Source organism: Variovorax boronicumulans (assembly GCF_040544675.1).
GTDB lineage: Bacteria > Pseudomonadota > Gammaproteobacteria > Burkholderiales > Burkholderiaceae_C > Variovorax > Variovorax boronicumulans_D.
The window spans coordinates 474824-488306 of the sequence record NZ_JBEPKK010000002.1 but is presented as its reverse complement, the minus strand read 5'-3'; the positions used below and the strand labels follow the sequence as shown (position 1 = coordinate 488306).

General features: G+C 67.2%; 12 protein-coding genes. 8 read left to right on the top strand and 4 right to left on the bottom strand.

Annotated features, from left to right (window positions below; translation table 11 throughout):
• The first annotated feature begins 16 nt into the window (after nt 1–16).
• Genes ABIC90_RS05315 through ABIC90_RS05300 form a run of 4 tightly spaced genes read left to right on the top strand, consistent with a single transcriptional unit; the run spans nt 17 to nt 3336 of the window.
• Entirely contained in the window at nt 17–337 is a 321-nt protein-coding gene (locus ABIC90_RS05315) for a phosphopantetheine-binding protein (RefSeq protein WP_354353011.1), read from the top strand.
• A complete protein-coding gene (locus ABIC90_RS05310) occupies nt 334–1620 on the top strand; it encodes a beta-ketoacyl-[acyl-carrier-protein] synthase family protein (protein WP_354353010.1) in 1287 nt (428 codons plus the stop codon). The genes ABIC90_RS05315 and ABIC90_RS05310 overlap by 4 nt, the downstream gene beginning before the upstream one ends.
• Before the next feature lie 52 nt (nt 1621–1672).
• The gene (locus ABIC90_RS05305) at nt 1673–2809 is read left to right on the top strand and encodes a sterol desaturase family protein (protein WP_354353009.1); all 1137 of its coding nucleotides are present in this window, start codon (nt 1673–1675) and stop codon (nt 2807–2809) included.
• Nucleotides 2810–2853: 44 nt separating this feature from the next.
• Nucleotides 2854–3336: a GNAT family N-acetyltransferase gene (locus tag ABIC90_RS05300; protein WP_354353008.1), complete on the top strand. Its 483-nt coding sequence runs from the start codon at nt 2854–2856 to the stop codon at nt 3334–3336.
• 6 nt (nt 3337–3342) lie between these two features.
• Here the strand turns inward: ABIC90_RS05300 and ABIC90_RS05295 are convergent, their stop codons facing one another.
• A complete protein-coding gene (locus ABIC90_RS05295) occupies nt 3343–5589 on the bottom strand; it encodes a heavy metal translocating P-type ATPase (protein ID WP_354353007.1) in 2247 nt (748 codons plus the stop codon).
• 136 nt (nt 5590–5725) lie between these two features.
• Between ABIC90_RS05295 and ABIC90_RS05290 the strand changes: the two genes are divergently transcribed.
• On the top strand, nt 5726–5920 hold the full coding sequence (locus tag ABIC90_RS05290; protein ID WP_354353006.1) for a heavy-metal-associated domain-containing protein: 195 nt from the start codon (nt 5726–5728) through the stop codon (nt 5918–5920).
• A complete protein-coding gene (cueR, locus tag ABIC90_RS05285) occupies nt 5917–6321 on the top strand; it encodes a Cu(I)-responsive transcriptional regulator (protein ID WP_354353005.1) in 405 nt (134 codons plus the stop codon). Before ABIC90_RS05290 ends, cueR begins: the two co-directional genes overlap by 4 nt.
• 120 nt (nt 6322–6441) lie before the next feature.
• Here cueR and ABIC90_RS05280 read toward each other — a convergent pair whose 3' ends face one another.
• The gene (locus tag ABIC90_RS05280; protein WP_354353004.1) at nt 6442–7407 is read right to left on the bottom strand and encodes a YcjF family protein; all 966 of its coding nucleotides are present in this window, start codon (nt 7405–7407) and stop codon (nt 6442–6444) included.
• Between the two features lie 566 nt (nt 7408–7973).
• Between ABIC90_RS05280 and creB the strand changes: the two genes are divergently transcribed.
• Complete coding sequence (creB, locus tag ABIC90_RS05275) at nt 7974–8774, top strand: two-component system response regulator CreB (protein WP_354353003.1); 801 nt, start codon at nt 7974–7976, stop codon at nt 8772–8774.
• A gap of 124 nt (nt 8775–8898) precedes the next feature.
• Complete coding sequence (creC, locus tag ABIC90_RS05270) at nt 8899–10356, top strand: two-component system sensor histidine kinase CreC (RefSeq protein WP_354353002.1); 1458 nt, start codon at nt 8899–8901, stop codon at nt 10354–10356.
• Between the two features lie 10 nt (nt 10357–10366).
• Here creC and ABIC90_RS05265 read toward each other — a convergent pair whose 3' ends face one another.
• Nucleotides 10367–10972: a hypothetical protein gene (locus ABIC90_RS05265; protein ID WP_354353001.1), complete on the bottom strand. Its 606-nt coding sequence runs from the start codon at nt 10970–10972 to the stop codon at nt 10367–10369.
• Nucleotides 10973–11051: 79 nt separating this feature from the next.
• Nucleotides 11052–13460: a penicillin-binding protein 1A gene (locus ABIC90_RS05260; protein WP_354353000.1), complete on the bottom strand. Its 2409-nt coding sequence runs from the start codon at nt 13458–13460 to the stop codon at nt 11052–11054.
• Between the last annotated feature and the right edge of the window lie 23 nt (nt 13461–13483).

Genomic DNA, 13483 nt, shown 5'->3' with positions numbered 1-13483 from the left:
AAAGGAAAGCACCGCCATGTCTTCTTGCGCATCGCCATCGTCTTCTTCGCCCACCTTCAACAGCATCGCGGCCATCCTGGAAGCCGACTTCAAGGTGGCGCGCGGCGCCATCTCGCCGGGCACCGTGCTGACCGACCTGGGGCTGGATTCGCTCGCGCTCATGGAGTTCGTCTTCGCGGTGGAAGACGCCTTTCACCTGCGCATTCCCGAAGACCGGCTGGACCCGCGCGAAGCCGGCATCACGCTGCAGCGCCTGTGCGAAGTGATAGACGCCGAAAGCGGCGGCGCGCTCGCCGGGCCTTCGGCACTGTCGTCGGCCGAGCTGGCCCTCGCATGAGCAGCGGCGCCGCCCACTCGGTGCTGGCCGCATCTGCGGAACGGGCCGCGTCCGTACCGCTGCGCGTGAGCGGCATCGGCTTCATCACACCCATCGGCCGCACCGTCCAGGCCTTCGACGAAGCGCTTTTCACGGGCCGCTCCGTAGTGCGCGCGCAGACACTGGCGATCGAGGGCATGGACCCGATGTCGCTGGCCGTTGCCGCCTGCGATTTCGAATCGAATGGCGTGCGCAGCACCTCGCGCCTGCCGCTGGACCGCGGCACCGCCATGGCACTGTCCGCCGCAGAGGACGCGGCCGCGCAGGCGGGCCTGGGGACCGACAGCGTGGACCCCGACCGCCTGGGCATCTTCTGGGGCAGCGGCCTCGCGGGCGCCGGCAGCTTCGACACCACCACCAGCGCGCTCTACGGCGAGCACAAGCGCGTGCGCCCGACGACCGTGCTCACCGTGATGCCGAACGCGGCCGTGGCGGAGCTTGCGCTGCACTTCGGCGCACGCGGCGCGGCCATTGCCTATGCGTGTGCCTGCGCTTCCTCGGCCGTGGCCATCGGCGAAGCGATGCGCGCCATTCGCGGCGGCTGGATCGACGTGGCCATCGTCGGCGGCCACGACGCCATGCTCACGCCCGGCGTGATGGCCAGCTGGCATGCGATGCGCGTGATGGCGCCGCCGCCGGCCGGTGCGCCCTCCTCCGCCTGCCGGCCCTTTTCAGGCGACCGCGCGGGCTTTGCGATCGGCGAGGGTGCGGCGGCGCTGGTGATCGAAACCGAAGCGCATGCACTGGCGCGCGGCGCCCCCGCAAACGAAGGGGCGCCCTTCGTGCTCGCGGGCTATGCCACCAACTGCGACGGCACGCACATCACCAACCCCGACAGCGCGGGCCAGGTGCGTGCCATGCGCGCCGCGCTGCGCGACGCGGGCATCGCCGCCTCGGACATCGGCCACATCAACGCGCACGGCACCGCCACCTCGGCCGGCGATGCCGCCGAGGCTGCATCGATCCGCGAGGTGTTCGGCCACGCCGTGCCGGTGAGCGCGACCAAGGCGATTCACGGCCACGTGCTCGGCGGCGGCGGCGCCATCGAGCTCATCGCCGCGCTGCGCGCACTGGCGCGCGAGTCGCTCCCGCCCATCGCCAACCTGCAGACACCCGATGCCGCCTTCGACCTGGACTTCGTGCGCGGCGAGGCGCGCGAGGCCAGGGGCATCCGCTACGCGATGTCCAACTCGTTCGCCTTCGGCGGCACCAACGCGGTGATCGTGGCCGGCCGCGCGGCATAGCGCCGGTCATCGCCGACGGTTCGCAACAAAGGCCTGCTGAAAACAGAACACGGTGCATCGGCTGGTCGTTCTCGTCGTGCCCGTGTTCGCGCTGCTCATGGCGTGCGAATTCGCATGGGGGTGGTTCAAGGGCCGCAACACCTACCGCTTCAGCGACACGCTGGGCAGCCTGAGCCAGGGCCTGCTGAGCCAGGCGCTCGCGGTGTGCACGCAGCTTTTCCAGATCGGTCTCTACGCGATGGCTTATCCGGCCGTTGCGATCTGGACACGGCCCGCCTTCTGGAACAGCGCCGCCGGATGGATCGGCGCGGTGCTGCTGTTCGACTTCTGCGACTACTGGCTGCACCGCGCGGGGCACGAGTCGGCGGTGTTCTGGGCCGCGCACTCGGTGCACCACCAGAGCCAGCAGTTCAACTTCTCGACCGCGCTGCGCCAGGAGAGCACCGTCGCCCTTCTCGGCTGGGCCTTCTACCTGCCGATGGCCGTGGTCGGCGTGCCACCCGAGCAGTTCGGCATCGCGGGGCTCATCGTGCTGGTCTACCAGTTCTGGATCCACACCGAGCACATCGGCACGCTCGGCTGGTTCGACCGCGTGTTCTCCTCGCCCTCGAACCACCGCGTGCACCACGCGGTGAACGACGGCTATGTGGACCGCAACTACGGCGGCATGCTGGTGGTGTGGGACCGGATGTTCGGCACCTTCGCCGAAGAAACCGAGCGCTGCGTCTACGGCACGCGCAAGGCGCTGGCGAGCTTCGATCCGCTGCGGGCCATCCTCGGGCCGTATGCGCCGCTGGTGCGCGACAGCTGGCACACACGCAGTTGGCGCGACAAGCTCGCCGTGTGGTTCAAGCCGCCGGGCTGGCGGCCGGCCGATGTGGCGGCGCGTTTTCCGGAAGCGCCGTTCTCGCTCGACGAGGCGATGCGCATCCACGATCCGATGCTGACGCGCGCGCAGATCGTCTCGGCATCGGTCCACTTCACCGGATGGATCGGCGTGACGCTGGCTTTTCTGTGGGGCGCCGACGATCTTGCGTTCCGCACCGGCCTCGAAGTCCTCGCGCTGGCCGTTGCGGGCTTCTGGACCATCGGCGCGGTGCTCGATTCGCGCCTTCGCCTGCGCTGGGCCTGGAGTGCGCAATGCGTGCTGTTGCCGCTTTCCTTGTTGTTGCTGGTGCTGCCGCGCTGAGGCTGGCTATGCTCGGCGCTTCCATCGCTACTGGACTTTCATCCATGCGCAGGCTCGCCACGCCCGAAGACCTTCACGCCGTCTACACGCTCTACATGCACGCGAAGGTCGTGCCCTATCTCGGCTACGACCCGATGCCGCTCGAAGACTTTCGCCCCATCTACCAGGAGCTGGTCGAGGGCCGCCGCTTCTTCATCTACGAGCTGAACGGCCGGGTCGCGGGCTTCTACAGCGCCACGCGCTATCCAGGCCGGGTGCGGCACGTGGCCAGCCTGGGCACGCTGGCGGTCGATCCGGCACTGCACGGCCAGGGCGTGGCACTCGCGATGGTGAGCCAGGCCATCGACGAACTGAAGGCGGCAGGCGTCAAGCGCATCGAACTCTGCGTGGAGAGCGACAACGCAACCGCCCTGCGCTTCTATCGAAAACTGGGCTTCGAGCACGAAGGCACGCTGCGCAAGTTCTACAAGCGGGCCGGCGATGCGGAGGCCATCGACGACCACATGATGGCGTTGCTGGTCGACTGAAACGGCTCAGGGCTTCCAGCGGCGCAGCAGCAGCGCATTGGCCATCACGCTCACGCTCGACAGCGCCATCGCCGCACCGGCCACCACCGGACTCAGCAGCCCGAAGGCCGCGAGCGGAATGCCGGCCACGTTGTAGGCAAAGGCCCAGAACAGGTTCTGCCGGATCTTGGCCACCGTGCGCGCCGAAAGCTCGAAGGCCTGGGCCACCAGCGCCAGGTCGCCGCGCATCAGCGTGATGCCGGCCGCTTCCATCGCCACGTCGGTGCCGCCGCCCGAAGGCGCCATCGCGATGCCCACATCGGCCGCAGCCAGCGCGGGCGCATCGTTCGCGCCGTCGCCGACCATGGCGACCACATGCCCGTCGCCGCGCAAGGCACCGACCTGCGCGGCCTTGTCGGCCGGCAGCACATCGGCGCGCACGTCTTCGGCGGCGATACCGAGGCGCGCCGCCATCGCCTGCGCTGCGCGCAGGTTGTCGCCCGAGATCATCACCACGCGGAGGCCCCGCCCACGCAACGTGCGGATCGCCTGCGCCGCCTCGGGCTTGGGTTCGTCGGCGAAGGCGAGCAGGGCCTGCACTTGCGCGGCGCCCGCTTCGTCGAAACGCAGCAGCGCGGACACCGTGGCGCCTCGGGCCTGCAGGCCTTCGACATCGGCGGCCGCGGGCATGGCGTCGAGCTCCTTGCACCAGCGCAGGCTCGCGATGGCCCAGGTGGCATCGTTCACTTCACCGCGCACGCCGCGGCCGGGCATGGCCTGCATGGCGCCCAGGGGCGGCGCCTGCAGGCCGCGCTCTGCCGCAGCGGCCATCACGGCGCGCGCGAGCGGATGCTCGCTGCCGCCTTGCAGGCTGGCGGCGGTGGCCAGCAGCTGGTCGTCGGTCGCATGGGCACCCGCCACAGGCAACAGCGCGGTGAGCACCGGGCGGCCCAGCGTCAGCGTGCCTGTCTTGTCGAAGGCCACCGTGTCGACGCGGTGCGCGATCTCCAGCGCGCGTGCGTCCTTGATCAGGATGCCGTGCCGCGCGGCCACGCCGGTACCGGCCATCACCGCGACCGGCGTGGCAAGACCCAGCGCACAGGGGCAGGCGATCACCAGAACGGCGACGGCATGGATCAACGCGGTCTCGATGCCCACGCCTGCGACAAGCCACGCCGCAAGCGTGAGCAGCGCGATCGCGAGCACCACCGGCACGAACACCGCCGCCACCTTGTCCACCAGCCGCTGAATGGGCGCCTTGGCGGCCTGCGCGTCCTCGACCAGCCGGATGATGCGTGCCAGCACGCTTTCGGCGCCGATGGCGCGCACCTCGACCACCATGCGGCCGTCGCCGTTGACCGCGCCGCCTGTCAGCGCATCGCCCGGTCCCTTGGCCACCGGCAGCGGTTCGCCGGTGAGCATCGATTCGTCGACCTCGGACTGCCCTTCGATCACGCGCGCATCGGCCGGCACCCGTTCACCGGGCCGCACCGCGAGGCGGTCGCCCACCATCACCTCGGCGAGGGGCACATCGCTTTCGCCGCGCGCACCCACCAGGTGCGCCACTTCGGGCCGCAGCTGCTGCAGTGCACGGATCGCGGAGGTCGCCTGCCGCTTGGCGCGCGCCTCCAGCCATTTGCCCAGCAACACCAGCGTGATCACCACGGCAGAGGCTTCGAAATACAGATGCGGCATCTCGCCGTGGCCGGCGTGCGCGCCGGTGGCCGCGCGCCACCACAGCCAGAGCGACAGCCCGAAGGCCGCGCTGGTGCCCAGCGCCACCAGCAGGTCCATGTTGCCGGTGCGGGCCTTGGCCGCGTGCCAGCCCGCACGGTAGAAGCGCGCACCCAACCAGAACTGCACGGGCGCCGCCAGCAGCAGCTGCAGCCACGGCGGCAACATCCAGTCCTGCCCGAACGGGTCGCCCAGCATGGGTGCCATCAGCGGAATCGACAGCGCAAGGCCGACGGCCACCGGACCGAAGCCGTGCCACGCCGAAAGCGCCGCCGCTTCGTCGGCCGCGGTAGCAGCAGCCACGCGCGGCTCGTAGCCCGCGGCGCGCACCGCACGGCGCAGGCGCGCGTCCATGCCGTCGCCGTCGGTGGTCACCACGCGGGCGGATTCGGTGGCCAGGTTCACGCTGACGTCCTGCACGCCGGGCACGTTCTTGAGGGCGCGCTCCACGCGCATCACGCACGAGGCGCAGGTCATGCCGCCGACCGAGAGGTCCAGCGTGGCGGTGGCTGCCGAGGGATGTTGCTGCAGGGTTTCCATGGGCCGAAGACTAAAGCCTCACACCATGGCAAGGTCAAGGCTGAATTCAAAGTGCCCCTTCGCTGGACATTGACATCGTGAGAGGGTTCAGACTGGCGGCTCATTCCATTCATCCACCAAAGAAGGAGTCAGAACAATGAGCCAGAAATTCCAGGTATCGGGCATGAGTTGCGGCCATTGCGTGAACGCAGTGCAGAACGCGGTGCAGGCGGTGGACCCCGAGGCGCAGGTCACGGTGGACCTCGAAACCGGCCACGTCGACGTGCTGAGCGAACAACCGCGCAAGGACCTCGTGGCCGCGATAGAGAACGCGGGCTACGCCGTTCAATGACGGCACAACAGGTCGCCATCGGCGAGGCCGCGCGCCTCTCCGGCGTGTCGGCCCGCATGGTGCGGCACTACGAGGGGCTGGGCCTGTTGCCCGCGGTGGCGCGCACCGAAAGCGGCTACCGCCAGTACGGCGAAGCCGATGTGCACACGCTGCGCTTCATCAAGCGCTCACGCGACCTGGGCTTTTCGATGGAAGAAATCGCGGAGCTGGTAAGCCTCTGGCACAACCGAAGGCGCGCGAGTTCCAGCGTCAAGCGCGTCGCGCAGAAGCACCTGGCCGAACTGGAGCAGCGCATCGCGGACATGCAATCGATGCGCAACACCCTCGCGCACCTGGTGCATTGCTGTCACGGCGATGCGCGTCCTGACTGCCCCATCCTCGACGACCTCAGCAAGGCCTAGTAACCAACGCTCCCCTTCGGGAAACACCGCGGAACCGGCTCCGCCGGGCCGCAGGTGTTGCCCCCGGCGAGGGGGTTGGCGAAGCGACACGCAGTGCGCGAAGCCTGGGGGAGTGCCTGTTCAAGCGCCTCGTACGAGCGAGAGCACCTTGCCTGCATCCAGCGTGCGGGCCTTTTCCTGGATGGCCGGCAGATATTGCGTCTGCAGGCTCTGCCCTTCCTTCACCACGCCCGAGAACGCTTCCTTGAGCATCTGCGTCGAGAGCGTGCGGCCGCCAGCGTAATAACGCTTGGCCACATGGCCCAGCGCATAGGTCGAGGCGAAGCTCATGCCCGAGCTCACGGCCTGATTGCCCAGCCCGCGCAGCAGGCCGCCGCCCATCTTGCCGAGCAGGCCACCCAGCAGCTTGCGCCCCGCCTGCTCCAGGTACTGCGAGGTCAGGCCCACGCCCACGGTGGCCAGGAAATCCTTGATGTGGCCGCTGTCCAGCTGGTAGCCGTGCGCCTGGCCGATGCGGTAGACCAGCTTCATCTGCAGCGGAATGATCGCCATGGTCGACAACGTCTCGGGCAGCAGCTCGAGCGCGCCGTTGAGGATGGCGGCGTTGAGGATCGACTTGTCGAGCTCGGCGCTGTCGGGGGCGTTCGGCGCTGCAATGGCCGTCGCCGCCGCGGTCGCCGCCAGGGCGCCGGTTGCCACGGGGGCCGCCACGGGCACCGCGGCAATTTCCTCGGCCTGCTCGGAAAAGCGCGCCGCCGAGGCGTCCAGGCCCAGCGAGGTGCGCACATCCATCAGGAACATGCGCTCCGCATCCGACTGGGTGCCGTCCGCATCGCACACGCACACCGCCATCTCATACGCCAGCTGCCGGGCTTCGCTGCTGCCCAGGTGGCTCGCCACCGAGGCCAGGGACACGCGCTTCATCAGCACGTCCTGATAAAGCGTCGGCAGGTTGACGCCGTCGGCTTGCGACAGGCCCTCCGCAATGCGCTTGATCTCGGCGCGCTCACGTTCGTGCTTGTCGCCGTCGACAAAGGCAGCCAGCAGGCTCAGGGTCACGATGGCCTTGGTTTCTGAAGGTGTCATGTTCGATATTTTCGCAATGTGAAGGACGGCGTTGGGTTGCCACGGGCCTTGAAGGTTCCTCGCCCGTTCTCCCCACAAAACTGGGGCAACTCTGTGGATAACCTCGGCACTTCCGTGTAGGGGTGTTGCAAGTGCTTGATTCCAAAAGGAAATCTACATATTGCCCAAATAAGTGGCACTGAATTTCTTTCACCGAAAACCGCCTTTGGCAGATTTGCGGAGGGCTGTCAAAGGACAACTCTGGGGAGAGTTTCGGCACAAACCATGGGTTATCCACAGGGCGGACGGGTCACCCGATGTTGTCCCTTTTGGCGGTACACCTCGGAAGCGCAGCTGCGCACAGTGACAGAGCTGTGACAAGTCGTTGTCACATAACGGAAAAAGAGGCTTGCCCACAGAAGAGGGCTTCCCTTATCTACTACTACTAATTTGAATAAGAAGAATAAGAAATAGAAGACACAAAGAGCGCCGCGCCAAAAAAAAAGCCGCGAAAGGCCGCGCCGGTCCCCGGCGCCTCCGGCCCGAACAGGCATCGCCGGCCTCCTCCCCGTCGGTAACATTCGCGGATGAGCTTCAAACCCCGGATCCTGATCGCCGAAGACGAATCGGGCATCGCCGACACACTGCAGTACGTCCTGAAAAGCGACGGCTTCACGCCGGTCTGGTGCGCCACCGCCGAGGAAGCCATCGCGCAGTTCGCGCAGGAGCCGCCGGCGCTGGCCATCCTGGACATCGGGTTGCCCGACCTGAACGGTTTCGAGCTCTTCAAGCGCCTGCGGGCGCTGAACCAGTCGCAGGGCGGACCGGAGATCCCGATGCTGTTCCTGACCGCGCGCAGCGACGAGATCGACCGCGTGGTGGGTCTGGAACTGGGCGCCGACGACTACATCGCCAAGCCCTTTTCGCCGCGGGAACTGGTTGCGCGGGTGAGGACCATCCTCCGGCGCAGCGCGAGAAACAGTCCTGCCGCGCCCGGAACTGCTGCAGCGCCCGCTGCCGCCGGGACCGGGGTACCCCCTCAAATTTCGCCCGCGGCGCCTTCAGCGGCGCCACAGACCCCCGCAATGCCCTTTGCGCTGGACAACGAGCGCATGCAGATCCGGTATTACGGGCGGCTGCTTGAGCTTTCGCGCTACGAATACGGCCTTTTGCGGCTGCTGGTGCAGCGACCCGGCCGCGTTTTCACGCGCGACGAACTGCTCGAACTGGTCTGGGACGACGCGAGCGACAGCTTCGACCGCACGGTCGATGCGCACATCAAGACCTTGCGCGCCAAGCTCAAGGCGGTGGCGCCCGACGTGGAGCCGATCCGCACGCTGCGCGGCACCGGCTATGCGCTGAACGAAGAACTCCCATCGAAGGCATGACACCGGTCCCGGTTTGCCTTTTCGGGGAATACCGCGGAACCGGCTTCGCCGGGCCGCAGGTATTGCCCCCGGCGAGGGGGTTGGAGGCCACACGAAGTGGGCAAGCCTGGGGGAGAGCCAGGCTTTGACCCGACGCACCCGCATCTTTATCGGCATCCTGCTGATCTACACGGCGGGCATTGCCTTTCTGCTGTACCGCGTGGTGTCGGACATCGATCCGCGCTACCGCGAGTCGGCCGAGGAATCGCTGGTCGAAACCTCGCAGCTCATGGCCAGCCTGGTCGAGCAGGAGGTGATCGCCGGCGCCATCAACACCGCGCGGCTGGAGCCGCTGTTTCGCTCGGTGTATGCGCGCGAGTTCTCCGCGCAGATCTACAACCTGCACAAGCGGCGCGTCGAATTGCGCGTCTATGTGACCGACCGCAGCGGCCGCGTCATGTTCGATTCGCTCGGCAGGCACCTGGGCGCCGACTATTCGCAATGGAGCGACGTGCGCCGCACGCTCGGCGGCCTCTACGGCGCGCGCACCTCGCGCGACGTCGACGGCGACCCGCGCACCTCGGTCATGTACGTGGGCGCGCCGATCCGCTGGAACAACGAGATCGTGGGCATGGTCAGCGTCGGCAAGCCGGTGCAGAGCTTCGGCCAGTTCATCGAGGACGCGCGGGCCCGCACGCTGTGGGTGGGCGTGGGCTCGGGCCTGGCGCTGTTGCTGCTGGCGGTGATCGTTTCGGTGTGGCTGGTGCGGCCCTTCGGTCTGATCTCGGACTACTGGACCTGGGTGCGCGCTCAAAAAAGCCTGAGCGCTTCGCGCATGGCGCGCCGCGCGGTCGATGCGGTGCGCACAGGCTTCAGCGAAATGCGCGATGCGCTCACCGGGCGCAATTACGTGGCCGACTATGTGCAGACCTTCACGCACGAGGTCAAGAGCCCGCTGTCGGCCATCCGCGGCGCGGCCGAACTGCTGCAGGAGCCATCGATGCCGCATGCGGAGCGCGAGCGTTTCCTCAAGAACATCGAACGCGAGACACAGCGCATCCAGGAAATCGTCGACCGCATGATGGAGCTCACCGCACTCGAAACGCGGCGCGCGCTGGAGCGCACCGAGCCGGTGGCGCTGGCGCCGCTGATCGAAGACATCGCCATCAGCGCGCAGCCCGCGGCGGCCAAGCGGAACATTCGCCTCAAGGTCAACATTCGCGCCCAAGCCAGCACCGAGGGCGACCCGTTCCTCTTGCGCCGCGCCATCAGCAACCTGCTGGACAACGCGATCGACTTCTCACCGCCCGACAGCGAGGTGCTGTTGACCTTGGAAACCACGTCGAAGCTCGCGCGCGTGAGCGTGCGCGATCACGGCCCCGGCATTCCCGAGTACGCGCAGGACAAGGTGTTCCAGAAGTTCTATTCGCTCGCGCGCCCGCACAGCCAGAAGAAAAGCACGGGGCTGGGCCTCGCGTTCGTCAAGGAGATCGCGGCATTGCACCGCGGCCGCATCGAGCTGGGCAATTCGGCGGGGAGGGGCGGGGCGGCGCTGGGCGGTGCGGTCGCGACGCTCACGCTGCCGCTGTTGTCACATCATTGAATTGGATGGGTCACTGGCCCGTCAAGGCGCCGTAGGCGCGGCGCGTCTCGGGGCTCACCGCATCGAGCAACTGTTCGTATGAGGTCTGGTGCCGCGCCAGCATGCGGGCCGATGCGACCGTCTTCGACTTGCAGAACCAGTGGCAGGTGTGCTGCATGAGGAACAGCTCGGCCGACATGGTGAATGCCTTGGACTTGGGCGACCGGTTCGATCCGTTCTTCATCACGCCGGCAATGCCGCGCGCATGGATGTTCAGCGCTTCGCGCAGGTCGAAGGTCTCGGACGGCAACAGCTTGTGGGCATACGGAATGGCGATGGGCAATTTGCTGATGCGGGTGTCCGCTTCAGGCACCCGTGCGAAGGTGGCGGCGAAGCTGTCGAACTGGGCTGAGAGCTTTTCTTCGGTCGAATCGAGCAGCTGCCAGATCTGGTTGCGCCGTTCGGCGTCTTCCTCGCCGAGGCACCGCAGATAGCCCTGGGTCAGGCTCTCCATCAGCTTCTCGATCTGGAACTTGCCCAGGTGGCTTCCCAGCAGCGCGATGCGCTGGCGCTGGTCTCTGGACTTGAGGATGTACGCGCCGGCAAGGAGCAGCGCGACCAGCGTGAGAATTTCCATGAATGCGTTCGGCCAAGGGGAGATGTGGGGACGGCACCGAGTGTAGAGACCCCGGCGTACTCCCCCCAGGCCGTCGCCGCTAGCGGAAGAAATCGAGGATGCGATTGCGCTCTTCGGGCGGCGGCGGTGCGCCGATGGGCGCGCCGGTGAGTTCTTCCACCGGCGGCGGCAGCGCCTCGACGTTGTCCAGCCCCAGGCTGGCCACGTTGTGGCCCGGCGTGAAGTCGTCGAAGTACCACTCGCCGTCGATGTTCACCACCCCGGCCGGTTCGGACGGCTGGGTCACCGGGACGCCCTGCAGTGCCGACTGCATGTAGCCGATCCAGATCGGCAGGCTCAGGCTGCCGCCGGTTTCGCCGCGCACGCCGAGCTGGCGCGGCGTGTCGTAGCCGATCCATGCGATGCCCACGCGCGTGGGCTGGAAGCCCGCGAACCAGGTGTCGAAGGAGTCGTTGGTGGTGCCGGTCTTGCCGTAGAGGTCGTCGCGCTTCAGGGCCTGGTGCGCCTTGAAGGCCGTGCCGCCCTTCACCACGCTTTGTAGCAGCGAATCCATGATGAAGGCGTTGCGCTCGGGAATGACACGCCGCGCTTCGTCGAGCGCCGGCGGTTCGGTTTCCATGATGATCTTGTCCTTCATGTCGGTGACGCGCGTGACCAGGTACGGATTGACGCGGTAGCCGCCGTTGGCGAACACCGAATAGCCCACCGCCATCTGCATCGGTGTGACCGAACCGGCACCCAGGCCCATCGGCAGGTTGGCGGGTTGCTTGTCCTTGTCGAAGCCGAACTTGGTGATCCAGTCTTGCGCGTACGGCGCGCCTATCGACTGCAGCACGCGCAGCGTGACGAGGTTCTTGGATTTCATCAACGCGGTGCGCAGCGGCATCGGGCCTTCGTAGGTGCCTTCGAAATTCTTCGGCTCCCAGGGCTGGCCGCCGTTGGCGGCCGCATCGAAGTACAGCGGCGCATCGTTCACCACGGTGGCGGGCGTGAAGCCCTTTTCAAGCGCTGCCGAATAGATGAAGGGCTTGAAGCTGGAACCCGGCTGGCGCCAGGCTTGCGTGACGTGGTTGAACTTGTTCTTGCCGAAATCGAAGCCGCCCACCAGGGCCTTGATGGCGCCGGTGCGCGGGTCCATGGCGATGAAGGCGCCTTCCACTTCGGGCAACTGCGTGATCTCCCAGGTGTTCTTGGGCGTCTTCGCCGCGCGGATGACGGCACCGCGGCGGATCTTGATGTTGGGCGGAGCCTTGGCCGCCAGGCCGGACTGCGCGGGCCGGAGACCCTCGCCGGTGATCTGGATCGTTTCGCCGTTTGCACGCACGGCGCTGATCTGCTTGGCATTGGCCTCGAGCACCACGGCCGCGATCACGTCGCCGTTGTCGGGGTGTTCGGCCAGCGCATCGTCCACTGCTTCGTCGAGCTCCTTGGGGTCGGCGGGCAGGTCGACGAACTTCTCCGGGCCGCGATAGACCTGGCGCCGCTCGTAATCCATGATGCCCTTGCGCAGCGACTTGTAAGCCGCCGCCTGATCGGCCGCGACCAGCGAGGTGTAGACCTTCATGCCGCTGGTGTAGATGCTGTCGCCGTACTGCGCGTACATCATCTGGCGCACGGTTTCGGCCACGTACTCGGCATGCAGGCGGTTGGGGTCGGCGGCGTCGCGCAGATGCAGCTCTTCCTTCTTGGCCTCGGCCGCCTGCTCGGCGGTGATGAAGCCGGTGTCCTGCATGCGGTCGATCACATAGAGCTGGCGGGCCCGCGCGCGGCGCGGGTTGGCCACCGGATTGTTCGCTCCGGGCGCCTTGGGCAAACCGGCCAGCATGGCGGCCTCCGCGATGGTCACGTTCTGCAGGGGCTTGCCGAAATACGCCTCGGACGCGGCGGCAAAGCCGTAGGCGCGATTGCCCAGGTAGATCTGGTTGAGGTAGATCTCCAGAATCTGATCTTTCGTGAGTTGCTGCTCGAGCCTGAAGGCCAGCATGATCTCGAAGGTCTTACGGCTCAGCGTGCGCTCCGAGCTCAGGTAGACGTTGCGCGCCACCTGCATCGTGATGGTCGATGCGCCCTGCTTTCGGCCGCCCTTGAGGCTGGCCACCGCGGCGCGCGCAAAGCCCTTGTAGTCGACGCCGCCGTGCTCGTAGAAGCGCGCGTCTTCCACCGCCAGCACGGCATCTTTCATGACCTTGGGAATGCTCGCGAAGGGCATGAGGTTGCGGCGCTCTTCGCCGAACTCGCCGATCAGCGTGCCTTCGGTGGAGTACACGCGCAGCGGCAGCTTGGGCCGGTAGTCGGCGAGCTCGGAAATGTCGGGCAGCTTCGGGTAGATGACGACCACCGTGACGATGGCCGCCACCAGCAGCACGAGCGCGCCAGAGCCCGCCGCGATGGCGCCCCACTTGCCGATGCGTTTCAAGCGGGCGTTGCGTTCGTTGTCGGGCGTGGCGCCGTCGTCGTCGGGTCGGGATGGGCTTGAACGTTTGAACATGGAAGAACGGGAAAAGCGGAAAA

What these genes read in the sequence shown, in the direction of transcription:
- creB (WP_354353003.1), top strand. Translation starts at nt 7,974, where the DNA reads ATGAGCTTCAAACCCCGGATCCTGATCGCCGAAGACGAATCGGGCATC.
- ABIC90_RS05300 (WP_354353008.1), top strand. Translation starts at nt 2,854, where the DNA reads ATGCGCAGGCTCGCCACGCCCGAAGACCTTCACGCCGTCTACACGCTC.
- ABIC90_RS05315 (WP_354353011.1), top strand. Translation starts at nt 17, where the DNA reads ATGTCTTCTTGCGCATCGCCATCGTCTTCTTCGCCCACCTTCAACAGC.
- ABIC90_RS05265 (WP_354353001.1), bottom strand. Translation starts at nt 10,972, where the DNA reads ATGGAAATTCTCACGCTGGTCGCGCTGCTCCTTGCCGGCGCGTACATC.
- ABIC90_RS05310 (WP_354353010.1), top strand. Translation starts at nt 334, where the DNA reads ATGAGCAGCGGCGCCGCCCACTCGGTGCTGGCCGCATCTGCGGAACGG.
- ABIC90_RS05280 (WP_354353004.1), bottom strand. Translation starts at nt 7,407, where the DNA reads ATGACACCTTCAGAAACCAAGGCCATCGTGACCCTGAGCCTGCTGGCT.
- ABIC90_RS05260 (WP_354353000.1), bottom strand. Translation starts at nt 13,460, where the DNA reads ATGTTCAAACGTTCAAGCCCATCCCGACCCGACGACGACGGCGCCACG.
- cueR (WP_354353005.1), top strand. Translation starts at nt 5,917, where the DNA reads ATGACGGCACAACAGGTCGCCATCGGCGAGGCCGCGCGCCTCTCCGGC.
- ABIC90_RS05290 (WP_354353006.1), top strand. Translation starts at nt 5,726, where the DNA reads ATGAGCCAGAAATTCCAGGTATCGGGCATGAGTTGCGGCCATTGCGTG.
- ABIC90_RS05295 (WP_354353007.1), bottom strand. Translation starts at nt 5,589, where the DNA reads ATGGAAACCCTGCAGCAACATCCCTCGGCAGCCACCGCCACGCTGGAC.